We start from the raw sequence: 22,521 nt of genomic DNA, 5'->3' as shown, positions 1-22,521 counted from the left end.
AAGAATTTGGTTGTCATTAGCTGAGCTTGGGATGAGCTTCTATTGGCTGTTATTTGATACAAACAGGCAAAGAAAATTTGCTTGAAACAGCGTAGCTTGCAGCTTACCTGGCTTTTGCTCAAGCCAGCGGTAACTGTTACTTCGAATACTCTTCTTTCATGGCGGAACTTGCTCAATTGCACGTCGGTGCTACTATAAATGGCATTTTGCCAGGGCAGTCCGTAATGATTCTGCAAGTGCAGTGGCACGGGACGGCAGCATTGGAACTCGTATACCGCGACGGGTTGGGTGGGGTAGGTAATCGGATACTATATGCAGAGGAAGCAGCGGAACTGGCGGTAGTAGAACCAGCGTCAGCCGAGGGCGGGCGCTGGGGGTTTGGAGCAGATGCTGGGGTGTTCAAACTGGTGTCGGAGGCCTACCGCATTCGGCTAGCGTATGTGTTTGACCCCATGATGGCGGTGCATACATCGTTGATAGAAGCGCTGCCGCACCAAATCACTGCCGTTTACGACAGCATGCTGCCGCGGCAGCCGTTGAAGTTTCTGCTTGCCGATGACCCCGGCGCAGGCAAAACCATCATGGCAGGGCTGCTGATTAAGGAGCTGGCTATCCGGGGCGACGTGCATCGGTGCCTAGTAGTGTGCCCGGGGGTGCTGGCTGAGCAGTGGCAGGAGGAGCTGTACTTGAAGTTTCAACTGCCATTCGAGATTCTTACCAACGACAAGGTGAACTCGGCGCGCACGGGCAACTGGTTTGCGGAAACCAACTTTGTGGTGGCACGACTGGATAAGCTGAGCCGCGACGAGGGGTTGCAGGCACAGCTGGAGGCCACGCGCTGGGACATGATAATCGTGGACGAGGCACACAAAATGTCGGCGTCCTTTTTCGGAGGCAAAGTGAAATATACCCGGCGCTATCAGCTGGGGCAGCTGCTGGGACGGCTCACGAGACACTTTCTGCTGATGACGGCGACGCCACATAACGGCAAGGACGAGGATTTTCAGCTGTTTATGGCCCTGTTGGACCAGGACCGTTTTGAGGGCCGGTTCCGCGACGGCACCCCGGATGTAGACGTATCGGACATGATGCGACGCTTGTTGAAAGAGCAGTTGGTGCGCTTTGATGGCCGGCCGCTGTTTCCGCAGCGCATTGCCGAAACGGTGGCTTACGAGCTGTCGGATGCTGAAAACCGGCTGTATGGGCAGGTGACTGATTACGTGCGCGACCAGTTCAACCGGGCCGATGAGCTGGAATCAGGTCGGCGCGGGTCAGTGGGATTTGCCTTGACTATTCTGCAGCGCCGGCTGGCTTCTTCACCGTTGGCCATCTATGAGTCGCTGCGGCGGCGGCGCGAAAAACTGACGCAGCGGCTGGACGATTACCGGACGACTGCGCGGGCTGGGGGGATAACGCCGACTGAACCGGTGACCTGGGCGCGGGCGCTGGACTCGGACGAGGATTTGGAGGATATGCTCGATGACACGCCCGGAGCCGAACAGGAGGAGCTGGAGAATGAGTTTGTGGACCGGGCGACGACTGCTAATACCATTCGGGAACTGGAGGCAGAACTGGCCAGTCTGGCGGGGCTGGAAAAGCTGGCGCTGGAAGTACGGCGCTCGGGCACCGACCGTAAGTGGGAGGAGCTGTCGCGCATACTCACCGATGAGCCGTTTCTGTTTGATGACCAGGGCCACCGGCGTAAGCTGGTGATTTTTACGGAACACCGCGACACGCTAAACTACTTAGTTCAGCGCATCGGGGCATTTCTAGGTAATCCGTCGGCGGTGGTGAGCATAGCCGGGGGCATGGCCCGCGACGAGCGACGGCGGGTGCAGGAGCTGTTTACGCAAAACGCACGGGTGGCCGTGCTGGTGGCCACTGATGCTGCCGGCGAGGGAATCAACCTGCAGCGGGCGCATTTGATGGTGAACTACGACCTGCCGTGGAACCCTAACCGCCTGGAACAGCGCTTTGGTCGTATTCACCGCATTGGCCAAACCGAAGTTTGCCGGCTCTGGAGCCTGGTGGCCCATCAGACTAGAGAAGGCGACGTATGGAAACGCCTGCTGGACAAGATTGAGCTGGAACGCGAAGCCCTAGACGGTAAGGTGTACGACGTGCTGGGTAGCGTGACATTTGAGAATAAGAGTCTGCGCGAATTGCTGGTGGAAGCTGTACGCTTCGGCAGTGACCCTGAACGCAAAGCCTATCTGGACCGGGTGCTGGATACTGCCCTGGACCGCCCCCACCTGGAAAGCCTGCTGCAAGAAAGAGCACTGCATACCACAGCCCTTTCGAAAGCCAACGTGCAGCACATCCGGGAGGAAATGGCGCGGGCGGAAGCCCGCAAGCTGCAGCCGCATTTTGTGGCTGACTTCTTCCTGGCGGCCCTGCGGCGACTGGGTGGTACGGTAGTAGAAAAAGAGCGGGGTCGCTACCAGGTGCTGCGGGTGCCGGTAGCCATTCGCCACCGGGGCCAACAGCTGGGTAGCGGGCGTGAGCCCGTGTTGGATTCCTACGAGCGAATCACCTTTTACAAAGACCTGGTGGCGGTGCAGGGCAAGCCATTGGCGGCGTTCGTGTGCCCCGGGCACCCGTTGCTTGATGCAGTAATTGACCTACTGTTGGAGCGCGAGCTTGATACGATGCAGCAAGGCGCGGTGCTGCTGGATGAGCGGCCCGATGCCGAAGCACGCCTACTTTTTTACTTGGAAACCACTGTGCAAGATGCCCATTCGCTGGGCGGCGGGCAGCTGCGGACGGTGAGCCGGGAACTGCGGTTTTTGGAGCTGGGAGCCGATGGGGAGCCCCGCCCGGCAGGCTACGCCCCTTACCTGGACTACCGCCCGGCCACAGCTGAGGAAGTAGTCCAACTGCGGCCGCGCTGGGAAACGCTGCCGGCCAGCCTGCGCGGAGCGGGCGGCGAAGAGCGGGTACGGTCTTTTGCCCTTACCTCCCTTGCCCGCGAGCAGCTGGAGCGCCTGCGAACCCACCGCCGCTACCTAGTGGAGAAAACGCGTAATGCTGTGCAAGAACGCCTAACGGCAGAAATTCGCCATTGGGATGCCCGCGCCCGGGACCTAAGTCAACAAGAGGAAGCTGGCAAACCTAACGCCCGCCTCAACTCCGGTGAAGCCCGAAAACGGGCCGACGACTTGCACGGGCGCTTACAAAAGCGACTGCTCGAATTGGATGAGGAATTGCAGCTCTCTTCGCGGCCGCCCGTGGTGGTAGGCGGAGCCTTGGTGCTGCCGGCCAGCTGGCTGGCCGATGTGGAAGCTACCGGTGACAAACCAGGTGGAACCAACGCTATGGCAGGCACTGAGGATGCCGGGACTAAACAGCAGACCGGCCCAATAAGCTTCCCGAGCGCGGAGGCCCGGGCGGCCGTGGAACAGGCTGCCATGAAGGCGGTGATGAAAATAGAACGGGCTCTGGGCAACGAGCCCCGCGACCGGAGTGCCGATAAGGTGGGTTATGACATTGAGAGTCGCGACGGGCAAACGGGCCTGCTGCGCTTTTTGGAAGTGAAGGGCCGCCATGCTGAGGCCTTGACGGTGACAGTGACCAAGAATGAAATCATACATGCTCTGAACGTGCCAGCGCAGTCGTGGCTGGTGCTGGCACTGGTGCGCGGACGACAAGTGAAAGTGCATTACGTGCAGGAAGCTTTCCGCTTCGAGCCGGACTTCTCGGTGACTTCTGTGAATTACAACTTGGCAGAATTGCTGGGACGGAGCACCTACACGGAAACGGTGGAATTGGGGGCGGAAGCAGAAACGTGACGTGACCCCTTAATAACCACACAAGCCCCACAGGGCCGGCCTCCTTTCCAGAAGCAAGGAAACCCATCATTTAAGAAATTACGCTGAGCGACTCCCCTACCGTGACCAAGAAACTAATTGAAACATCGATACCGCTTGACATCATTAACGACGAATCGGCTTATGACAAGATGCCGGGCATTGGGGCGCACCCGAAAGGGCTGCACCACTGGTGGGCACGGCTGCCACTGCCAGCGGCGCGGGCGGTACTATTTGCTTCAATCGTAGATGACCCATCGGCGCGGCCCGATGAATTTCCAACTCCGGAAGCCTGCCAGGAAGAACGGGACCGGCTATTTGGAATAATTCGGCGACTGTGCCAGAAGAAAATACACTTGCACCAAGAGGCATTTCGGGAGGCCAATGCTGAAATCAAACGGCAGTGTGGAAATGACTTACCTACCGTGCTGGACCCCTTTGCGGGCGGCGGCTCCATTCCGTTGGAAGCCATGCGGCTTGGACTGCCCGCCCTAGCCACTGACCTGAATCCGGTGGCAGTGCTGATAAATAAAGTGGCGCTTGAAATACTGCCCCGTTGGGCCAACCAGCCCCCACTGAATCCAGACAGTGCCCAACGCCCTGGGGCTCCTAAGCAATGGCACCGTGCCCGAGGAATGGCAGAAGACCTACGCTACTATGGCCGCCGAATAAATGAGGAGGTGAAGCGACGAATTGGCCAGCACTATCCTAAAGCACGAGTAGGCAACAAAGAATATAATGTTATTACTTGGTTGTGGGCACGCACTGTGCGTTGCCCTAACCCGGTCTGCAGCTGCCAAATGCCTTTGGTCCGTTCGTTCGTACTGAGCACCAAGCGGAGTCCTCGTCCCTACTCTGAACCTATTATTGAGCGAAGTGCTAATGGGAATACAATTACAGGGTACGTAGTGAAATATGGTGAACCGGCGGTAAAAAGCACAATAGCACGGAGGGGCGCTACCTGCATTGCTTGTGGGCAGTTTATGCCACTCAAAGACATTCGCCAATTCGGTTTAGATAACAATGGTTTTCAGAGCCAACTCTTGGCACTGGTAACAGACGTTGGTTCCGGTAACGGCAAACAATATTTAAGTCCAAATAAGGAGCAGGAGCAAATTGCTGCTAGCGTACCAAACTCATGGGAGCCAGATGTTGATTTGCCTGACAGCCCACGTTGGTTTAGTCCTCCGCTTTATGGACTGACTACATATGCTCAGTTATTTACAAAACGACAGCTTCTTTCTTTAAACACCCTCAATGAGGCAATAACCTCCGTAATTACAGAATTAAAAAATAGCGGGGCTCCCTCAGAATATTGTAAAGCATTACACTTTGCATTTACAGTAACTATAAATAGGCTTGCAGACTTTAACTGCTCACTTTCGAGTTGGAAGTCCAGCGGTGAACAACAAATGCACTTGTTCACTCGCCAGGCTATCCCTATGGTTTGGGATTATACAGAAGCAAACATCTTAGAGCCAAAGGCCATCTCTTGGCTTAACGCCATTGATATCACAGCTGAGTCAATAGAGACGGTTCTATCAGACATCAGTACTGCGCAGAATGCTAAACAACAGAATGCAGCTACGCACGAATTTGCCCAGCCGACTTATTTAATCAGCACTGACCCACCGTATTACGACAATATTGGATATTCCGACTTATCGGATTTCTTTTACGTGTGGTTACGCCATGGTTTGCAGGAACAATACCCTGACCTCTTACGCACGGTACTTGTACCCAAGATGGAAGAACTTGTTGCAGCAGAGGCTCGCTACGGCGGGAAGGCAGCAGCTAAAGAGCATTTCGAGACAGGTTTCCGAGCGGCCTTTGGCGCTTTTCGCAAAGGCATGGACCCCCGCTTTCCACTTACAGTGTACTATGCCTTCAAGCAAAGCGAAGATGCGGATGCCGACAATTCACCAAAGATTGGAGACGACCTGTTTGCGGAGGAAGCTGTAACTCTCACCACTGGCTGGGAAACTTTACTGGCAGGACTAGTTACGTCGGGATTTCAGATAACGGCTACTTGGCCGGTGAAGGCCAGCCAAAAATGGCGGATGGTGGCGATGGGCACCAACGCCTTGACCAGCTACATCGTATTGGCCTGCCGTCCGCGCCCCGAAGATGCGCCTACGGCCACCCGTCGTGAGTTTGCCCAACGGCTGCGGCGCGAGCTGCCAGCCGCTATTGAAATTTTACAGGCCAGCAACCTAGCCCCGGTGGACTTGGCGCAAGCCGCTATTGGGCCCGGTATTGCCATTTTCTCGCGCTATGCCCAAGTGCTGGAACAGAGCGGCAAACCGATGCGCATGAAAACTGCCCTGGCACTGGTGAACCAGGCGCTGGCTGAGGTGCTGGTTGAGCAGGAAGGTGACTTCGACGCTGAAACGCGTTGGGCACTGGCTTGGTACGCCGACCATCAGTTTGAAAGCGGCGATTTTGGCAAAGCCAATCAACTCGCGGGCTCCAAGAATACGGCCGTGAATGCGCTAACGCAGACCGGAATTGTGCGCAGTGGTGGCGGCCGGGTGAAGCTTCTAGCTCGCGAGGAGCTTGCGGCTGACTGGGACCCCACGCACGATTCGCGCACGGTGGTGTGGGAAATAACGCAGCACCTGATAAAACGCCTGCAAGCTAAGGGAGAAGAAGGTGCAGCCCGTCTCTACCGCTTGCTGGATGGGCGGGCCAGCGCGGCGCGCGAGCTGGCCTACGGCCTGTTTACGCTGTGCGAGCGCAAGGGCTGGAGCCAAGAGGCTTTGGCCTACAACTCCCTGGTACTGGCCTGGAACGGGATATTGGCGCAGTCGCAACAGCTACCAAAAGCGGAAGCTGGCGAGCAGGGACGGCTGGACTTGTAGCTTCGACTTTAGAACACCTGACCTGACAGCTACATACCCGGCCCCGGTTGCCCTTTACTCGCGAAGTACGTTGAGCGGAACCCTGGCTGATTCCTTACACTGATAATTGAAGTTTCTACCCGAATATGGCACTGACTGGACTAGATAGAGTTAATAAAGGCCTAGAGGCGCTGCGGCAAGGCCTGGGGCCGTTTGTAGCGCGGGAATTAGCCGTGGCGCTGGGAAGCCATTGGGAAGTGGCGGCGGTCTCGGCCCTCCCAACTACCCACCACGCCCGCACCAACCCCAAGCCGGCAACCGAATGGGACACCGGCTTGCTGCTGACGCTGATGCAGGCGCATTGGGCGACTGTGTTTAAGAAAACGCTGGGCCACAGCGAGCGGGCTTATTCGTCGCTGCTGCTGGATGCCCGCAACCGGGCAGCCCACCAGACCGGCAGCAACGGCTTTACGACCGATGAAGCCTACCGGGCCCTGGATGCCGCCGAGCAGCTGCTCCTAGCTGTGGCAGCTGGCGAGGAAGCTGCAGAAGCTGAAATGCAAAAGAGCGAGCTGATGCGGATTCGATTCGAGGAATCGGCACGGAAGAAAGTGCGGCGCCTGGAGGCAGCAGCCCCGGTGAGCGATGCCGCCGCAGGCGGCCTACCGTCGTGGAAAGAAGTATTGGCCCCTCATCCAGACGTTGCCTCTGGCAAGTTTCAGCAAGCTGAGTTTGCGGCCGACTTGTGGCAAGTATACCAAGGTGGGAGCAAAGCAGCTGAGTATAGTAAGCCAATAGACTTTTTCCAGCGCACACTACTCACAGGCGGCATCAAAGGACTGTTACTAAATGCCCTACGGCGTCTCAATGGCAAAGGCGGTGACCCAGTACTCAACTTACAAACCAACTTTGGGGGCGGTAAAACGCATTCGTTGCTAGCGCTTTACCACTTATGCAGTGGTGAAAATCTGAGTGTAGTGCATGACTTGGAAGAATTCTTTCGCACTGAGGCAGATGGCCTAATGCCACCGACCCGTGTAAATAAGGCCGTTGTGGTGGGCAACAGAATTTCACCAGGTGTGGCTCACCGTAAAAACGATGGCACAGTAGTGCATACACTCTGGGGTGAAATAGCTTGGCAGCTGGGTGGGAAACACGGCTATTCTCTGGTGGAAGAAAGCGACAAGGCTGGCACTAATCCAGGTGATGCTTTAGACGAGTTGTTTCGACAAACTGCTCCATGTTTAGTGTTGGTAGATGAGTGGGTATCATATGTAAGACAGTTACCTGAAACGCCGGGTGTACTACCCGGAGGTAGCTACGGTGCACATATGTCCTTCGCGCAGGCCTTGTGCGAAGCGGCCACAGCCGTACCCGAGGCACTGGTAGTGGTAAGCTTACCCGAGTCGGACATCGAACTGGGCGGCGAAGTGGGAAGGCGGGCTAAGGCTGAACTGAGCAACATTGTGAGCAGAATTGAGTCGCCATGGTCCGCAGCCACACCAGAGGAATCGTTTAAGATTGTGACACGCCGATTGTTTGCACCGCTAACACAGACGTCACAGTTTGCACAGCGCGACGTGGTGGCACGAGGCTTCTATGACCTGTACCAACAAAACCGAGGCGAGTTTCCAGCCGACACGCAACAGGTGGAATACCGTCAGCAATTGGCTGACTACTACCCTATTCATCCAGAGCTATTTACGCTACTGCATGACAACTGGGCCAGCATTCCCAGGTTTCAAAAGACTAGAGGCATTCTGCGGCTGATGGCTAAAATCATTCATTTGCTCTGGGCCAGTGAAGATTCTAGTCCTCTGATTTTACCAGGGCATATTCCAATGGATGATGCCGGCATACAGGAAGAGATGATGCGCTACCTGGATGAGCCATGGCGGGCAGTAATACACAAGGACGTGGACGGGGCCACTGCCCTACCCCGACTGATTGACAGGGAAAACCTAAACCTAGGCCGACTCTCGGCGACTCGCAAGGTGGCTCGGGCCCTATTTTTTGGGTCGGCGCCCATGGCCGGGGCCGGGCAACGGGGCCTGGATAAGCAGCGGTTGAAGTTGGGCAGTGTGGTGCCAGGGCAAAGCGTACCGGTATTCAATGACGCTCTGCGCTACCTTGTGGACCGGGCCACCTACGTGTATTGCCAGAACAACCACTACTGGTATTCGACGCAGAACAACGTGAACCGCACGGCGGAAGAGCGGGCGGGGCATATCGAAAAAGGTGATGTGGAAGACTATCTGAAGAGCCTTATTTTAGACCTTCTAAAAGCTGGCCAAGGTAAGTTGCGGCGCTTCTACATGATGCCGGCAAGTGGAGCGGATATACCCGACGACCAGGAAATGAAGCTGATAGTGCTGGCCTCGGACTATTCCCACGTCGCCCGCGAGCAAAACAGTTCGGCGCAACGAAAGGCCGAAGAACTAGTGCTACAATACCGTGGCTCGGGGTCACGAATGAATCGCAACACCCTAGTTTTCATGGCTCCGGACAAAGCTCGAATTCAGGAATTACACGGCGCGGTTAAAACTTACCTAGGGTGGGAGTCAGTTAAGCGCGACCAGATATTGCTTAATCTCGACCATTTCCAAAAAACTCAGGTTGAGCAACGGGTAGCTGCTGCTAAAGATGCGGTGAAATCACAGATTCCAACGGTTTTTGCGTGCTTGCTTAGCCCAACACAGGTACGAGGCAGCCGCGATGTGGAATGGATTGAAAGCCGCCTGAATGGCTCGGCACAGGATACACTGATAACGAGGGTAACAAACAAGCTAATCAATCAGTCGCAGGTTTACGACCAGTTTAATCCGACGGAATTGCGGATGCACCTGGACCAAGACATGCTGTGGCGGGGCAACAACCATGTTCCGCTAAAAACCTTAAAGGAGGATTTTGCCCAATACCTCTACTTGGCGCGGCTGCTCGAAGGCAATCTATTGGCAAAAGCCATTGAGCAAGGCTTACGCCTCGGCTCCTGGCAGCGCGACTCCTTTGCCTACGCTGACTCTTATGACGAGACTGCTGGACGCTACCGGGGCCTGGTGACGGGGGACACAAAAGGCGTGGAGCGCACCACTATTTCGATGGATGGGCCGGGGCTCCTGGTAAAATCAGAAGTAGCGGCACAGCAGCAGGCGCATGAGCGCGCTGAGGAGATAGAACGGCTACGCTTGCTGCGCGAGCAGCAAAGCGGAGAGGATGATAGCCAAGGCGGGCAGACGTATGGTGGTGCTGGCGGGGAAACCGGCCAACCTGGCGGTGGCGGGGATGACAACACAGCGAAGGATTCCGGGACAAAGCGTACCCGTTTCTACGCTGATGCTAATCTGGACGTGACGCGCTTTTTCCGCGATGCGGAGGCGCTGGAAAAGGAAATCATCAAGCACCTGCCGAAAGGCGCCACTGTGACGATGCACATCGAGGCCCGCAACGTCGACGGCTTTACGCTGGACCTACAGCGGGTACTGCAGGAGAATATGCGGACCCTGGGGCTGGGCAGCGCGGAATTTGAGGATTAAAGGCGAGGCCGGGCAGAGCATGAGTTGGCGCGGCATATGATACGATAACAACCACGCCGAATCGTTTTGAAGCTGCAACAGCAAACCTAAAGGTGAATCATTCTTTCCGTCTCCCACGCGCACTTCAGCCTTTCCCTTAGGACCGAACTTGTTTGGGTGCGCCGTGGGTCCTGGGTTTTTCCAAAAACAAAAAAGCCCACAACACCTTTTTGGCCGTCGGCGCCACGCTGCTGACCACCGGCTTGCTCTTCGAGCGAGAGGAGATGCCGAAATACCGCTAAGCGTCCGTGACTTGTTGTGAAAAAAGCCTTCCTGCGCAAGTAGAAAGGCTTTTTTACGCGAAGAAGATGTTTGGTTTTTGGTAAAAGTCCCCTGGCACGTTATGCTTCGATAAGCTCAGCATGACCAATAGTAAAAACCCAAACACACTCTAACAAAAACTTATTACGGATCCGCTTACTTTTTTAGGTCTTTTCCATTTGAGCCTTAATTTTTTCATGGCTCAATTCTTCAGATGGTGTTGACTTTATAAAGTCAATCGCAGTTTTTGTCCTAGCAAGCAAGTTCGCTTTTACCTCCCTTGCTTGGTTCACCTTTTCCAGTTCACCCGCAGCAGCTTTGATATAGGGAAGGGGAAATTCGCCAACGCCAGCTAACAGTTGGTCAGCATTATTTTTGAATTGCCCACCATTGTCTTGATCTTCAACTAATTTATATAAGGCTTCAAAGCTTTCTAATACGCCTTGTTTTTCTGAATCTGTCATCGTTACACGGCTAATTCGGTGGCTCCACGCAGGTCTATTTGCAGCCGGTCATACACGAGGGCAGCAATGAAAGCTTGTCCGGTGTAAGTCCCTTCCGAATTATCCTCGGCAAATAAGACATCAAAGCGTCCTTCCTCACTTTGGATGCCTTTATCTGAAATGGCTTCCAACTCTTGCAGGGTGATTTTGTCAGCGGGCAGAACAACATTGTCCAAATGCCAAGCATGGAGATAGCCTCTATCACTGGGGGCATCTATTGTGAGAATAGAGGGTCTGCTATCTAAGACGGTTTTTCCATCTTTTTTCAAGGTCAAGAAGCCCTCAATGGTTTTAATATCGCTCATGTCGGAAAGGTAGCCAGATTAGGTTAATTCCTTTACACTAATGAGCTTATTTTTAACTCGTACCCTAACTGGGCACTTACACCTAGCTCTACGGTTAATAGAGCCATATCAATGTAATTCAATTATTAAACTGAAGTGCTGCTTATTCCATTAACCCTATAGGGCTTACTGCTTACTTGCTTTAAGTGCGTAAATCTAGTATAGACTCTCATCTAGGAATCACGCGCATGGTACATTGTGTGGTCAACCTGATTTATAATTCTGCCGATGCACTCGTTAGTTGCCAGCTTCCCGGATCTTCACCATCTGACATTTCTACGCGAGAGACTGTGGGCCCGCCAACCATTGGGCCGGGCGGCCGTGATGGTTGGAACGGGCTTTAGTTTGAACGCAGATTCTAAGGTGGCTGGTGCACCTCCCTTTCCACTCTGGCGCGAGTTAACGGGTCTGTTGTTAGACCAACTGCGGCCCGCTTTAAATTCCGTAGATCGAAAAACAGCATTGGACCAAGCTGTTAGTGGATCTGGCTCGTTGACACTGGCGCTCGAATTTGAGGCAACCTTTGGCCGATCAGCGCTTGATGATCTAATTATCAACTGTGTGCCTGACCAAGACCATACACCTGGCTCAATGCATCAAGCGTTGCTTTCGCTACCGTGGGCTGATGTGTTCACGACTAATTACGACACGTTGCTGGAGCGAACACCTACCAGTGAACACAACCGCTATTATGATGTGGTAGTGCATCCAGCGGACCTGCCCAATACCACACAGCCTCGCATTGTCAAGCTTCACGGCAGCCTGCCAGCCTCTAAACCCTTTATTCTTACCGAAGAGGATTTTCGGCGCTACCCGAAAGCATTCGCCCCGTTTGTAAATACGGTGCAGCAGGCAATGATGGAAAATGACTTCGTGCTGCTAGGGTTTTCGGGTGATGACCCCAATTTTTTGGCTTGGCTAGGCTGGGTACGTGATGAGTTGGCCACACTTCGGGCACGTGTGTATCTGTGCGGCATCCTTGACCTTAGCTCGGCTCAACGTTTGGTGCTGAGGGAGCGGGGCGTAACGGCTATTGACTTAGGGTATCTATTTCCTAAAAATAGTTATCCAGACAATTCGCGGCAGCGCAATCAGGACGCCCTAGCTTGGCTACTATACTCGCTGGCTAACGGTGAGGGGGCAGGACAGGAGATACCATTGTTCTGGCCCTATTTCCCAACGCTCGTAACCGGTAAGCGCCAGAAGCTTGCCCTACCCCCACTTGAGGCTGTAACACAAGAGGCTTTTGTCTTTGAAGACAGGCGGCGCTCAAAGCATGCGCCGGTGATTGATGAGGCCACAAAGGAACCGAGTTTTACATCTGAGGCCGCCTCTGAAATTCAGGCAGTGCTTGCCCACTGGAAGCGGGCGCGGATGGTTTATCCAGGATGGGTTGCCCTACCGCGTGAAAACCGAGAAAGCTTGCAGAGACGTACGCAGCCTTGGCGTTACACCATAGAGAACTGGGCTCGGACGCTGGCGGGTGACCAGCGCCTCGAGCCACTTGCTGAGTTGGTCTGGCGCCTGGAGCGTGGAATGATGGTGATTGAATCTGAAATGTCTGAGCAGCTTTACCAAGCCACGCTGGAAGACACAGCTATTCCCCAGTCACCAGCGTTAAGAGAGCAGTGGGCGACTATTGCTTTTTACTACCTCAAGCATTTACGTTACGAGTTTACTCCTGCCGCCTTTGAGCAACTGCTGACCCTCACGGAGCCACTGGCTGCGATACAACCGCGTTATGCCGCTTGGCGCTGTTGGCAAGCCGCTCAACAGCGACTAGAGCAGCTTGACCAAGAGGGTGCCAGACGATGGCTGCGACGATGGCCGGATGTGGTAGACGATCCGGTGTGGGATTTACGGCGGGCTGGTCTGTGGGCAGAAGTCGGAGATCTCGATTTGGCCGAGCGTTATGCCTCCTTTGCCCTCAACATGGCCGTAAAGCGCCAGCCTAAGGGTAAGGTGCGCATCGATATGCTGGCTGTAGAGGCAGATGCGCGCCGGCGACTGACCCAAATCAGGGAAGCAAGCTGGTTGAAGCGCGATGGGCGGGAACCGGTCGAAGATCTCTGGAACGCGACTCGCCAAGAGCGAGACCGCGACCAATTATATCTAGCTTACCGCTGCGAAGCTTCCGCAGAGGTGGAGCACCTAGAAGACGTACTCAATACCGGGGTTCCAGAAGTAAAGCGCGCTATTTATCAGAGCATTAATCCCCATAGTGGCATGAGGGTACGCACTCGTACAAGTGGAGGGGGCTTTGAAGTCGGATGGCTGCAGCCAGCATTTGATGTGTTGGATTCTTTTGAAGTGCGCGGGCACCAATTTAGACTATCAAATCGCGGCTACACCTCGTTAAACGCCGCAAGTAGTTGGTTAGTAGATATTTACCCGTCCAGGGCTCTAGGTATCATTTTGCGAACCGCTAATGATAAGTTGTTAATGCGTTTTCTTGATAAAGCGACTGTGCTTTCTCTGAGTGAGGAGCAGCTGCACCCTCTGTTCGAGCAGTGTCTGCAATTGCTTGAGAGTCATTTTCCTCTTGCTTCTTCAGGATGCCAGCCGGGCTTCAACGAGGATAGCAACCTAACAAGCGCAGCTCTAGCCATGTTGGTTATTGGACGCACTTTATTTCGGCTACCGGAAGAACTGCGTAGCCGAGCTGTTAAAGCAGCACTAGCGGTGTGGGCACAATGGCCATACGAACTACTGCGCCGCCGCAATCTGCGCCTACGGGGAGAGCACTACAATGAGTTCACCCGTGGGATAGTGGCTGTAATGACGGCCGAAGATGTAGCGACTTACTTGACGCAACTTCTGACCGCAACGCCCATTTCCAGCTTCTCGCCAGGTCCTTTCAACGCGCTACCCGACCACTTATTCCCAACTATTCGTCCTGAAACAGAAGAAATGACGGCCGCGGTGCATTTCTGCCTGAGTCGAGTCGCTGCTTCCGACTTAAATATCCGGCAATCAGCACTACGTCGGCTGGATCGACTCCATGGACGGGGTTGGCTTACTCCTATGGAGCAAGCCCTCTACGGGGAATTGGTATGGCAGACAGCACCCCCTAGTGCCCTACCCAATCTCAACAACTGGTTTGCGTCCTTCCTCCTGCACGTGCCATCGCCTGCCGGTGTGGATGCAGCGGCCCTTTTAAAGCAAGACTTGGTGCGGAGGGCCGCTCATTTCCAGGATGCACTTACAATCGACATAAGTGAGGATAAATTTGGCCGGGGAGATGCTTTCGGCCGGTTTCTAACTGAAATTGCTCGTGCTACCAAGCCAGAGCCGGGCAACTTGACCGTGGGCGGAAACCATCGGCGAAGTTGGATTGAGTGGACTCCAGCAGAAGCAGAAATGCTGTTTGACTTGTTAGAGGCTTGGCTACACCGCAGTGAACAAGGTCTAATACAGCTGCGGCAAGTAGAGCGTGGGGAGTTGTTCCATTTCACTATTGACGAGGATAACTTCGACGAGGCAGGGCAAGTGTTACGGGAGGCTATAATTCCCAATCTACCCGCAGATGATGTCCCCTTATCGGAACGGGTATATGCACTGTTGCAAAAGATGATTCAGCTAGAACTGCGGGGACGCAGCGCTCTGCCGTTGCTAATCGACCGGTTGCCAACCGATAGCGAGGCGCTGCATTTTACAGCGACATCCATTCGACAAGCACTGATGCACCCCTCCGATTCCCAGATAGTAGGTGACGGCGTAGAAGGAGTGTGCCGCTGGGCCTATCGTTTTTATAATACTAAGTTGGGCACCCCACCACCAGAATCACTGCTATACGAGTTTACAGTACGTTTATCGATGACCGAGTTACCCAACCTGCTGGTTGTAGCTGATTGGACTGCCAACTTACTACTTGCTGACCCGCACATTATTTGGCCAACATACGCACAGGCCCTTGGTGATGCGCTGCGAGTACTCGCCGATGCAACGAAGCCCCCCTCTTGGATGGAGCGCAATCTAGCACGTACGCTCACGGCTCAGGAACGCATTTACCAACGTCCTCGCATTCGTGAAAAGGTGGCTAATATCGCTGCGCAGCTATCAAAACTCAACGAGCATACGCCTGTGTTGGGCATAGCATCTGTTCTAGAGCAATGGCGACAGCTAGCTACTTTAGATCCATTGCCGGAGGTTGGCAAAGCTTGGCAAAAAGGATTCAACCAGCTACCCATCGATGACGAATCCGAATAGTTTTCCCCTTTAGCTTTTTCAACCAGAGAGCAGGTCCGAATTGCAGAAGGATAGTTTTACACTCCTCGCTCGTGTTCCCGCTGGCAGTTGCCACAGTGATCGAGACCTTCACGCCCCGAATAAGGCACAGGGGTGCTGTGTGCAAAGCGTACCGCGCTACACTGATCGTTGTCGTGGTACACCAAACTTTCCCGGGTTGGAACAGCAGGTTGCAATGTACTTTTAAAGTCGGTTTCTAGGAATCTAATTGGAGTTGAGGTGGTCCAGCTAAGCTGGACACAATTGGGACGTGGTTTGGAGTTGGGATTCGAAGTGGTTGGGGGCTAAATAGCCCAGGGCCGAGTGGCGGCGTTCGGCGTTGTAGTAGGCGATGTAGTGGCTGATTTCGAGCCGGGCTTCGGCCAAGCCGGGGAAGCTGCCGCCGTCCAGCAGTTCGGTTTTGAGCCGACTCCAAAACGATTCGGCGTGCGCATTGTCGTAGCAGTTGCCGCGCCGGCTCATGCTTTGCCGGGCTTCGTGGCGGATGAGCAGGTCTTTGAAGCGGGTGGCCGTGTACTGGCTGCCTTGATCGGAGTGCACGACGAGTCCAGCCGCGGGCTGCCGCACGGACAAGGCCCGGCGCAAGGCCTCGCTGACCAGGTCTTCGGGCATGCTCTCGCGCAAATCCCAGCCGACGACCTTGCGCGAGCACCGGTCGAGCCACGTGGCCAGGTAGAGCCAGCCGCCGCCCTGTTTGGGCAGGTACGTGATGTCGCCCACCCAGACCCGGTTGGGGGCCGCGGGGGCCGGCTGGCCCAGCAAGCGGTTGGGCGCCGCCCACCGGGCGGGGTCGGAATCGGTGGTGCGCGGCACGAAGGAACGGGGCTGCTGGGCACGCAGGCCGTGCTGGGCCAGCGCGCGACGGATGCGCCCACGCCCCACTGCATGGCCTTCGGCGTGTACTTCCGCGCGCAACCGGCGCGTGCCGTAGCGCCGCCCGTGCCGGGCAAACGCCTGCCGCACGGCCACCTGCCAAGCGGGTTCGAGGGCCGGCGCTTGGGCCTGCTGCTGCCAGGCGTAGTAGGCGCTGGGGACCACGCGCAGCACCTGGCAGAGGCGGCGCACGGGCACCTGCCGGCGGCGCCGGGCGATGTACTGGTAAACGCTCACGGGGTCGGCTGGGCGAAGATGACCAAGGCTTTTTTTAAAATGTCGAGTTCCTGCTCGGCCCGCTTGAGGCGGGCGCGCAGGGCGCGCACTTCCGGGTCGCGCGCCACTTCCACGCTGCCCACTTCAGCCACGAGCTGGGCCTGCTGCCAGCGGTAAAGCAGCTTGGGGCTGATGCCCAGCTGCTGCGCGGCGGCTTGCGTGCTGCGGCTCTCGCTGGCCAGGCGCAGCGCCTCGGCCTTGAAAGCATCATCGTATTTGCGTCGTTTATTGGCCGACGCTCCGCTCTTTTTGGCTGTCATCACAGAAGAAATATACGTCCTTCTTCTGTCCGCCTAAACTAGACCACCTCACTTGGGAACAAGTCGGCAACAGACACCTTGCCCTTCACGGAGCGCCCTTCACCGGCGAAACCTAGGGAGTTGATGAGCGAGAGGTACATGGAAGCAAGAATAAACAGGGCCAAATAACTTAGTTAAAGTTATATCCCTTCCCACTCCACCAACAAAAAGTCTTCCACCCCCAGCCCCACCTTCAGCCCCGCCTCCAACCAGGCCAGCTGACTCGCCCGCACCCGATCCTGCTTTCGCCGCTTCAGCTCCATAAAAAGCACCCGATCCCCCTGCCAGGCGACCACATCCCAGCAGCCCGAGTAAGTGCTTCCATTCGCTACCGCTATTTGCTGCAGCAGGGCCAAAACGGATGGCTCCACAATTGGCACGTGCTGCTGCTCGCTAAGTGGCCCTTCTACCCACCCGGTAAAGCAGTTCGGCCGCATCGCCGGCGCCCCGTATGTTTCCACCCAGCGGGCTTCCCAGCCGGCGAGCCGCGCTAGTTCGTAAACGCAGAGCTCCGCGAACACCGGCCGGCCGCCGAAATCCAGCAAGGGTTTCCCGCCTAAGGTATTGGTAAGGGGTACTCCGGTCCAGGAACGGAGGGTGAGCTCAACCTTAGCAACTTCCAGTGCTTGCCCCTGCACCAGGAACTGCTCAGTACTTGTGGGCCGCAGCAGACACGGAAGAGAACGCAGATCCCCTACCACAGGCTTTCCTGGCTAATCTTCTTCCCCGTCCGGATTCATCATCTCCCGGATGTCATCCATCTCTGATTCGGAAGCCACATCGTCGTTACCGTTCGCGTAAGCAAACTTCTCGGCGTTTTCCGCAGCTTCTTGCTCTTGCTCCCAGCGCTCCCGGCGCTGCTGTTCATCAAGGGGGGACTTGTTCGGCATAGGTAAGGGAAATAGTGACGCTACAATGCTACAACCTTTTTGGCAGGCACAGCCTATTTAATCCCCTTCCAAAACCGTTTTTTTACTACGACACGTTTTGGCGCACCCACCCGGCACCTTTGCCAGCTCCTTGATTTACCCCGGAGCCCCATGTCAACTACTCCCACGCCTACGACCCAAGCCAAAGCCCTGCTAGCCGATTGGGAACCAGCCCATCCTCCGCTGCCGCCTGCCCTGCGCCAGGCCTTCCTCCAGCACGTAGCGGAAGTGCTGGGCTATAAAGATTCTACGCTGGACAGCGAGGACGTCCGCTACACGTTAGGGCAAGCAGATCAGCTAGGCCTTGGCTGGGCGAAGGCTTCTGGAACCGGCCGGGCCACTGCGCTGCTCACGGAAGTCCTGTCCCAACTCCCAGGTGTGCCCACCCCCACTGGCCGGCAGCTAGTCTCGTTTAGTTCGGACCCCAATGCCACGCTCGACATGGACGAGCTCACTCTGATCCTTGAGGGGCTGCAGCAACGGGTGGGCCCAGAATGGGAAATGATTTTCGGTCATAACGATACCCCCCGCCAACAGCCCGAGGTGCACCTGCTCGTGCTGCAAGCGTCCGATGCGCCAGATCAAACCCCCGCGGCATGAGAGTTTTCGTTGTCCCCGATGTGCACGGCCGCACCTGCTGGCAAGCGCCCGCGCAGCATTTTCTGGATACGCATTCCCCAGCCGATCACGTCGTTTTTCTGGGCGACTACGTGGACTCCTTCGAGGTATCCAATGAGCAGCAGTTAAACACCTTCACGGACATCATCGCCTTCAAAAAGGCTAATCCTGATCGGGTAATCTTGCTGCTGGGCAATCACTGCTTCCAATACTTGTACCTGAGCGTGGTAAAATGCTTCGGCTTTAACGAGGATTTGTATCCGGCCTTGCACCTGCTCTACAAGCTCCATATTGACTACTTCCAAGTGGCCTATCAACGGGGCCAGACCCTGTTCGTTCACGCGGGCATCAGTCAAGCCTGGCTCACGCTGCATGCGGAGAAAATCAGCCAGCGACAGCAGGCCCTGGAAGCTACGGCCCAGCCGGCACTCTTGGCCGACGTGCTCAACTCCTTGCTGCGCTCCCCAGGTGGCCCGGCGTTGCTGTGGGAAGTAGGCCCTGAGCACGGCGGCAGCGACCCGCTGGATGGGCCCGTTTGGGTCCGGCCAGCGGAACTCAAGGCCAACCTTCCTCCTGGACTTACTCAGGTGGTGGGTCATACCCCGGTAGCAGAAATCACGGAGGTAGGGGATGAAGCGACCGGGGCCCGCCTGATTTTGACGGATTGTCTTAGCAAAAAAGTCGATTTTTTAACCCTGGCTTTTTAGGGTGATGCAGTGGCTTTTATGCGTTTACATCGAGGCGCCCGCTAGCGGGTCACCCAGGCGCGGAATGTGCTCGACATAATTTTACAAACAACCACTATATTTATCTATTAAGGCAGATATGCGACAATTTAAATTAAGTCTTTCACAAGGCTCTACCCCTAACTCTGCAAAAAACAACTAGAAACCATCTTAGCCTTGTGGGCTTCCCTAACAAGCGCAGCCTCATTGCGCGATGAAAGGGCTGCTGTGGCACAAATGATCGTGCACGGACGAGCTGCGATTTCGATAGCCCAGCAGTATCAGAACTCAAAATTGAGCCCAGAAACGCTAATTATCGCTGCACATAGGGCCGTGGTTGGATTGCTGCATCAGTATCCTGATCAGCCGGCAAAAGCTAAAAAGCTGTTGGCCTTAACAATTCGAAACCCATGATCACGGCCATTGAGAACGGCTAGTTGCGGCATCAATTAAATCATCACTCCCTTACTTCACCTTCCTTACACTCTTCATGAACAGTGCTACCGATTTTGTAAATGCGCACACGTGCACGTTGCTCTCCATAAACAACGAGCAACGCGGCTTATTTGATGACCAGTCTTACGTTATTCCCGTCTACCAACGCCCCTTGGCTTGGAGCGAATACCAAATCCAACGCCTGCTCGACGGGTTCTGGACCGCGTTTCAAGCCCAAGAGCCCTATTTCATCGGTACGCTGCTGCTTATTCCGCGCAGCGGCAGCGAGTGGGAAGTAGTCGACGGTCAACAGCGATTGACCACGCTGCTCTTATTATGCCAGGTTGCTAAATGGCAGTATGGAGAAGAAGTGCTACCGGTAGAGTTGCGGCGGCAGGATTGGCTCAGAACCCAGGTGAGCAGCCAAGAGCAGCAGACGTGGTTAAATGAAGTGACGGCTAATCCGACCTTGCCAACGCGACCCGAAGGAACTATTCAAAACCCGTACCTGCGCAACGCCTTCTTTATCTATGATTGGTTCGAAGGGCAAGAAACCCAAACCGATGAGAACGGCCTGGGCTTTGAGCCCAAGGCCTTCTTTGATTTTTTAATGAAGGCCATTCATGTGGTTGTCATCAAAACAAATAGCGGCTTGGCGAAAGCCTTGGATATTTTCAACACCATCAACACCACCGGGCTGCCCTTAACCGGAGATGATCTGTTCAAAATCAAGCTCTACGACTACCTCACCCAGGCCAAGGGAATGTCGGATCAGCAAAAGCAGGACGTCTTGCAAGAAATAGACGGGTTTTACGCCAACATTGTAGCCCGCAACAAGGCCAATGGGCAGGATATTACAGGTCCGGACCAGATCCTGCGCGTCTATCAACGCATTCTCATCGAACGAGCGGGTTTGAGCCGGACGCTTCACGAGTGGGCACCCGACCGATTCTACGAGATGGTGTTTGAATCCGTCTTGCTCAACCGGTCCCAAGGATTTGATGCCGCCAGTATTCGCGCGGCACTTGGAGATAATCCGCTGCAAGATTTAAATCGACTGGTGGAGATGCGATTTGTCTGGGATGAAGGGTTTTCCCCTCGTCACGACCTTTGGTATAGTTTACAGAATTTAACCCGCTACGGGTGGCGCTTTGAATTCCTAGACTTGATCTATCTGTTTCGTTTTTACAGCCCGGACTTTGCTTCCATTCAGCCCAAGTTTGAGCTGTGGAAAGAATTGATGGTCAAATACTACATTGTAAAAACCCTGGAGTCGGCAAAAGTCGTCAACGCGGCTCGCACCCTAACCTACAATGTTATTCAGGAGATTCTCAAAGCCGATTCCACCCCGGATACCGTTTTGGCAGTGGTGCGGGAGGCCCTGCGCAATTACAACCAACAGTGGTTTCTCAATCACTGCCTAACCGGGGATGTATTTGAAAATGCCGCTCGTCGTAACCTCACGGCCCGGCTATCCGCGCTGCTCATGGAGGAGCCGGATTGGAAGAATGGCTGGAACACTGCTGAATTACGGGCCCGGGTGCTCGGCAACACACAGTTTGAAGTAGAGCACATCCATCCTCGCCATCCTTCGGCGGAGTTTCTTATCGCCGAACAATGGCCCACGGAACACCTTAACTCTCTGGGCAATCTAACGCTACTTGAGTGGGACGTTAATAGACTGGTGCTGAACTACCCACTGCGGACAAAACAACAAATTGGCTACCATAAATCTGACTTACAAGAAGTACAGCAGTTAATGCAGCACGAAGAGGGTTTTTGGTCCCTAGAGGCTTGCCAACAGCGAACGCAGCGCAAAGCACAAGCCTTGCATGATTTCATCTTCGGAGAAGCTACCTATAGTAACTAGAGAGGGCATGACCACCCGCGCCCACTTGCAACGCCAGCTAGCGCTCATCAGGCGCCTGCAGCAACTCAAACGGCCTTGCTCGTTTGCGGAGTTGCAGGCGTATTTGCTCGAGCAAACCACTTTGCGTGACGTCACTAGCAGCTACTCCAAGCGCACGTTTGAGCGGGACGTGCAGGCCATTGCTGAAGTTTTTGGAATCAGCATTTACTACGATGCTCGCCAGCGCGGCTATGCCATTGACCACAGCGAGCCGTTGTTGTCGGGCCAGGATCGCCTGCTTGATGCGATGGAGCTGCACGCTTTTTTGCAACTGCCCGCGGCGCTCGCGCCCTACGTTCAACTCGAGCCCCGCCGGCCGTTAGGACTAGAGTTTCTACGCCCCTTGCTCGGCGCGCTGCAGGCCAAGCAACTCGTGGCGTTCAGCTACTGCAAGTTTTGGGAGGACCAGCCGACCCGACGCGTGATCGGCCCCCTGCTGCTAAAGGAGTTCCGAGGCCGCTGGTACATGGTCGGCGTTAAAGCTAACACCAAGCAATTGCGCTGCTTTGGCTTGGACCGCATCAGCGACTTATCCGTGAGCAACCAACTCTGCACCCAGCCCGCAGACTTTGCGGCTGGCACGTACTACGAACACGCCTTTGGCATCACCCGCCCCGACGAAGGCGAACCGCAAGACATCGTACTGTCCCTCACCCCAACCCAGGGCCGCTACGTGCAGTCATTTCCCCTCCACAGCTCGCAGCAATTAATCAGCCAAACAGTAACGGAAACGCGCATCGGCTTGCGCGTTTTTGACACCCACGATCTGCGCATGGAACTCTTATCGATGGGTGAAGAAGTAAAGGTTCTAGCCCCCGCCGAACTCCGTGCGTGGCTGCACAACAGCTACGCCGCTGCCAGCAGCCTGTATTAATCTTACCAC

Annotated in this window: 14 protein-coding genes; 8 read left to right on the top strand and 6 right to left on the bottom strand. The window is 55.3% G+C overall.

Annotation, left to right across the window (positions count from 1 at the left end):
• The first annotated feature begins 158 nt into the window (after positions 1–158).
• From BMZ66_RS12450 to BMZ66_RS12440, 3 genes are all read left to right on the top strand, one after another.
• Positions 159–3,788 (top strand): helicase-related protein, encoded by a 3,630-nt coding sequence (locus BMZ66_RS12450; protein ID WP_092673512.1) that lies wholly within the window; start codon positions 159–161, stop codon positions 3,786–3,788.
• A gap of 101 nt (positions 3,789–3,889) precedes the next feature.
• Positions 3,890–6,667: a DUF1156 domain-containing protein gene (locus BMZ66_RS12445; protein ID WP_092673509.1), complete on the top strand. Its 2,778-nt coding sequence runs from the start codon at positions 3,890–3,892 to the stop codon at positions 6,665–6,667.
• A gap of 125 nt (positions 6,668–6,792) precedes the next feature.
• Positions 6,793–10,179, top strand: a complete 3,387-nt coding sequence (locus BMZ66_RS12440; protein WP_092673506.1) for a DUF499 family protein — start codon at positions 6,793–6,795, stop codon at positions 10,177–10,179.
• Positions 10,180–10,643: 464 nt separating this feature from the next.
• On the opposite strand, the gene BMZ66_RS12435 is transcribed toward BMZ66_RS12440, so the two are convergent.
• The gene (locus BMZ66_RS12435) at positions 10,644–10,943 is read right to left on the bottom strand and encodes a hypothetical protein (RefSeq protein WP_092673503.1); all 300 of its coding nucleotides are present in this window, start codon (positions 10,941–10,943) and stop codon (positions 10,644–10,646) included.
• Between the two features lie 2 nt (positions 10,944–10,945).
• Positions 10,946–11,287, bottom strand: a complete 342-nt coding sequence (locus tag BMZ66_RS12430) for a hypothetical protein (RefSeq protein ID WP_092673500.1) — start codon at positions 11,285–11,287, stop codon at positions 10,946–10,948.
• Between the two features lie 267 nt (positions 11,288–11,554).
• Here BMZ66_RS12430 and BMZ66_RS12425 point away from each other — a divergent pair, with 267 nt between their 5' ends.
• Positions 11,555–15,535: an SIR2 family NAD-dependent protein deacylase gene (locus tag BMZ66_RS12425; protein ID WP_092673497.1), complete on the top strand. Its 3,981-nt coding sequence runs from the start codon at positions 11,555–11,557 to the stop codon at positions 15,533–15,535.
• Positions 15,536–15,802: 267 nt separating this feature from the next.
• On the opposite strand, the gene BMZ66_RS12420 is transcribed toward BMZ66_RS12425, so the two are convergent.
• From BMZ66_RS12420 to BMZ66_RS25540, 4 genes are all read right to left on the bottom strand, one after another.
• The gene (locus tag BMZ66_RS12420) at positions 15,803–16,684 is read right to left on the bottom strand and encodes an IS3 family transposase (protein WP_092673494.1); all 882 of its coding nucleotides are present in this window, start codon (positions 16,682–16,684) and stop codon (positions 15,803–15,805) included.
• Positions 16,681–16,983: a transposase gene (locus BMZ66_RS12415; RefSeq protein WP_092673491.1), complete on the bottom strand. Its 303-nt coding sequence runs from the start codon at positions 16,981–16,983 to the stop codon at positions 16,681–16,683. The genes BMZ66_RS12420 and BMZ66_RS12415 overlap by 4 nt, the downstream gene beginning before the upstream one ends.
• A 179-nt stretch (positions 16,984–17,162) precedes the next feature.
• Complete coding sequence (locus BMZ66_RS12410; protein WP_143080182.1) at positions 17,163–17,567, bottom strand: hypothetical protein; 405 nt, start codon at positions 17,565–17,567, stop codon at positions 17,163–17,165.
• A gap of 168 nt (positions 17,568–17,735) precedes the next feature.
• The gene (locus BMZ66_RS25540; protein WP_177204708.1) at positions 17,736–17,912 is read right to left on the bottom strand and encodes a hypothetical protein; all 177 of its coding nucleotides are present in this window, start codon (positions 17,910–17,912) and stop codon (positions 17,736–17,738) included.
• A 150-nt stretch (positions 17,913–18,062) separates the two neighbouring features.
• On the opposite strand from BMZ66_RS25540, the gene BMZ66_RS12405 reads away from it, so the two are divergent.
• From BMZ66_RS12405 to BMZ66_RS12390, 4 genes are all read left to right on the top strand, one after another.
• Positions 18,063–18,551: an FtsZ/tubulin family protein gene (locus BMZ66_RS12405; RefSeq protein ID WP_092673485.1), complete on the top strand. Its 489-nt coding sequence runs from the start codon at positions 18,063–18,065 to the stop codon at positions 18,549–18,551.
• A complete protein-coding gene (locus tag BMZ66_RS12400) occupies positions 18,548–19,276 on the top strand; it encodes a metallophosphoesterase (RefSeq protein WP_092673481.1) in 729 nt (242 codons plus the stop codon). Before BMZ66_RS12405 ends, BMZ66_RS12400 begins: the two co-directional genes overlap by 4 nt.
• A gap of 508 nt (positions 19,277–19,784) precedes the next feature.
• Positions 19,785–21,599, top strand: coding sequence for a DUF262 domain-containing protein (locus BMZ66_RS12395; protein ID WP_092673478.1), 1,815 nt, complete (start codon positions 19,785–19,787; stop codon positions 21,597–21,599).
• A gap of 7 nt (positions 21,600–21,606) precedes the next feature.
• Entirely contained in the window at positions 21,607–22,512 is a 906-nt protein-coding gene (locus BMZ66_RS12390) for a helix-turn-helix transcriptional regulator (protein WP_177204707.1), read from the top strand.
• Positions 22,513–22,521: the final 9 nt, after the last annotated feature.

It is taken from the genome of Hymenobacter arizonensis (genome assembly GCF_900115775.1).
Taxonomy (GTDB): Bacteria; Bacteroidota; Bacteroidia; order Cytophagales; family Hymenobacteraceae; genus Hymenobacter; species Hymenobacter arizonensis.
Note: the sequence above shows the minus strand (reverse complement) of the source record. Positions and strands in the feature narration are given on the sequence as shown.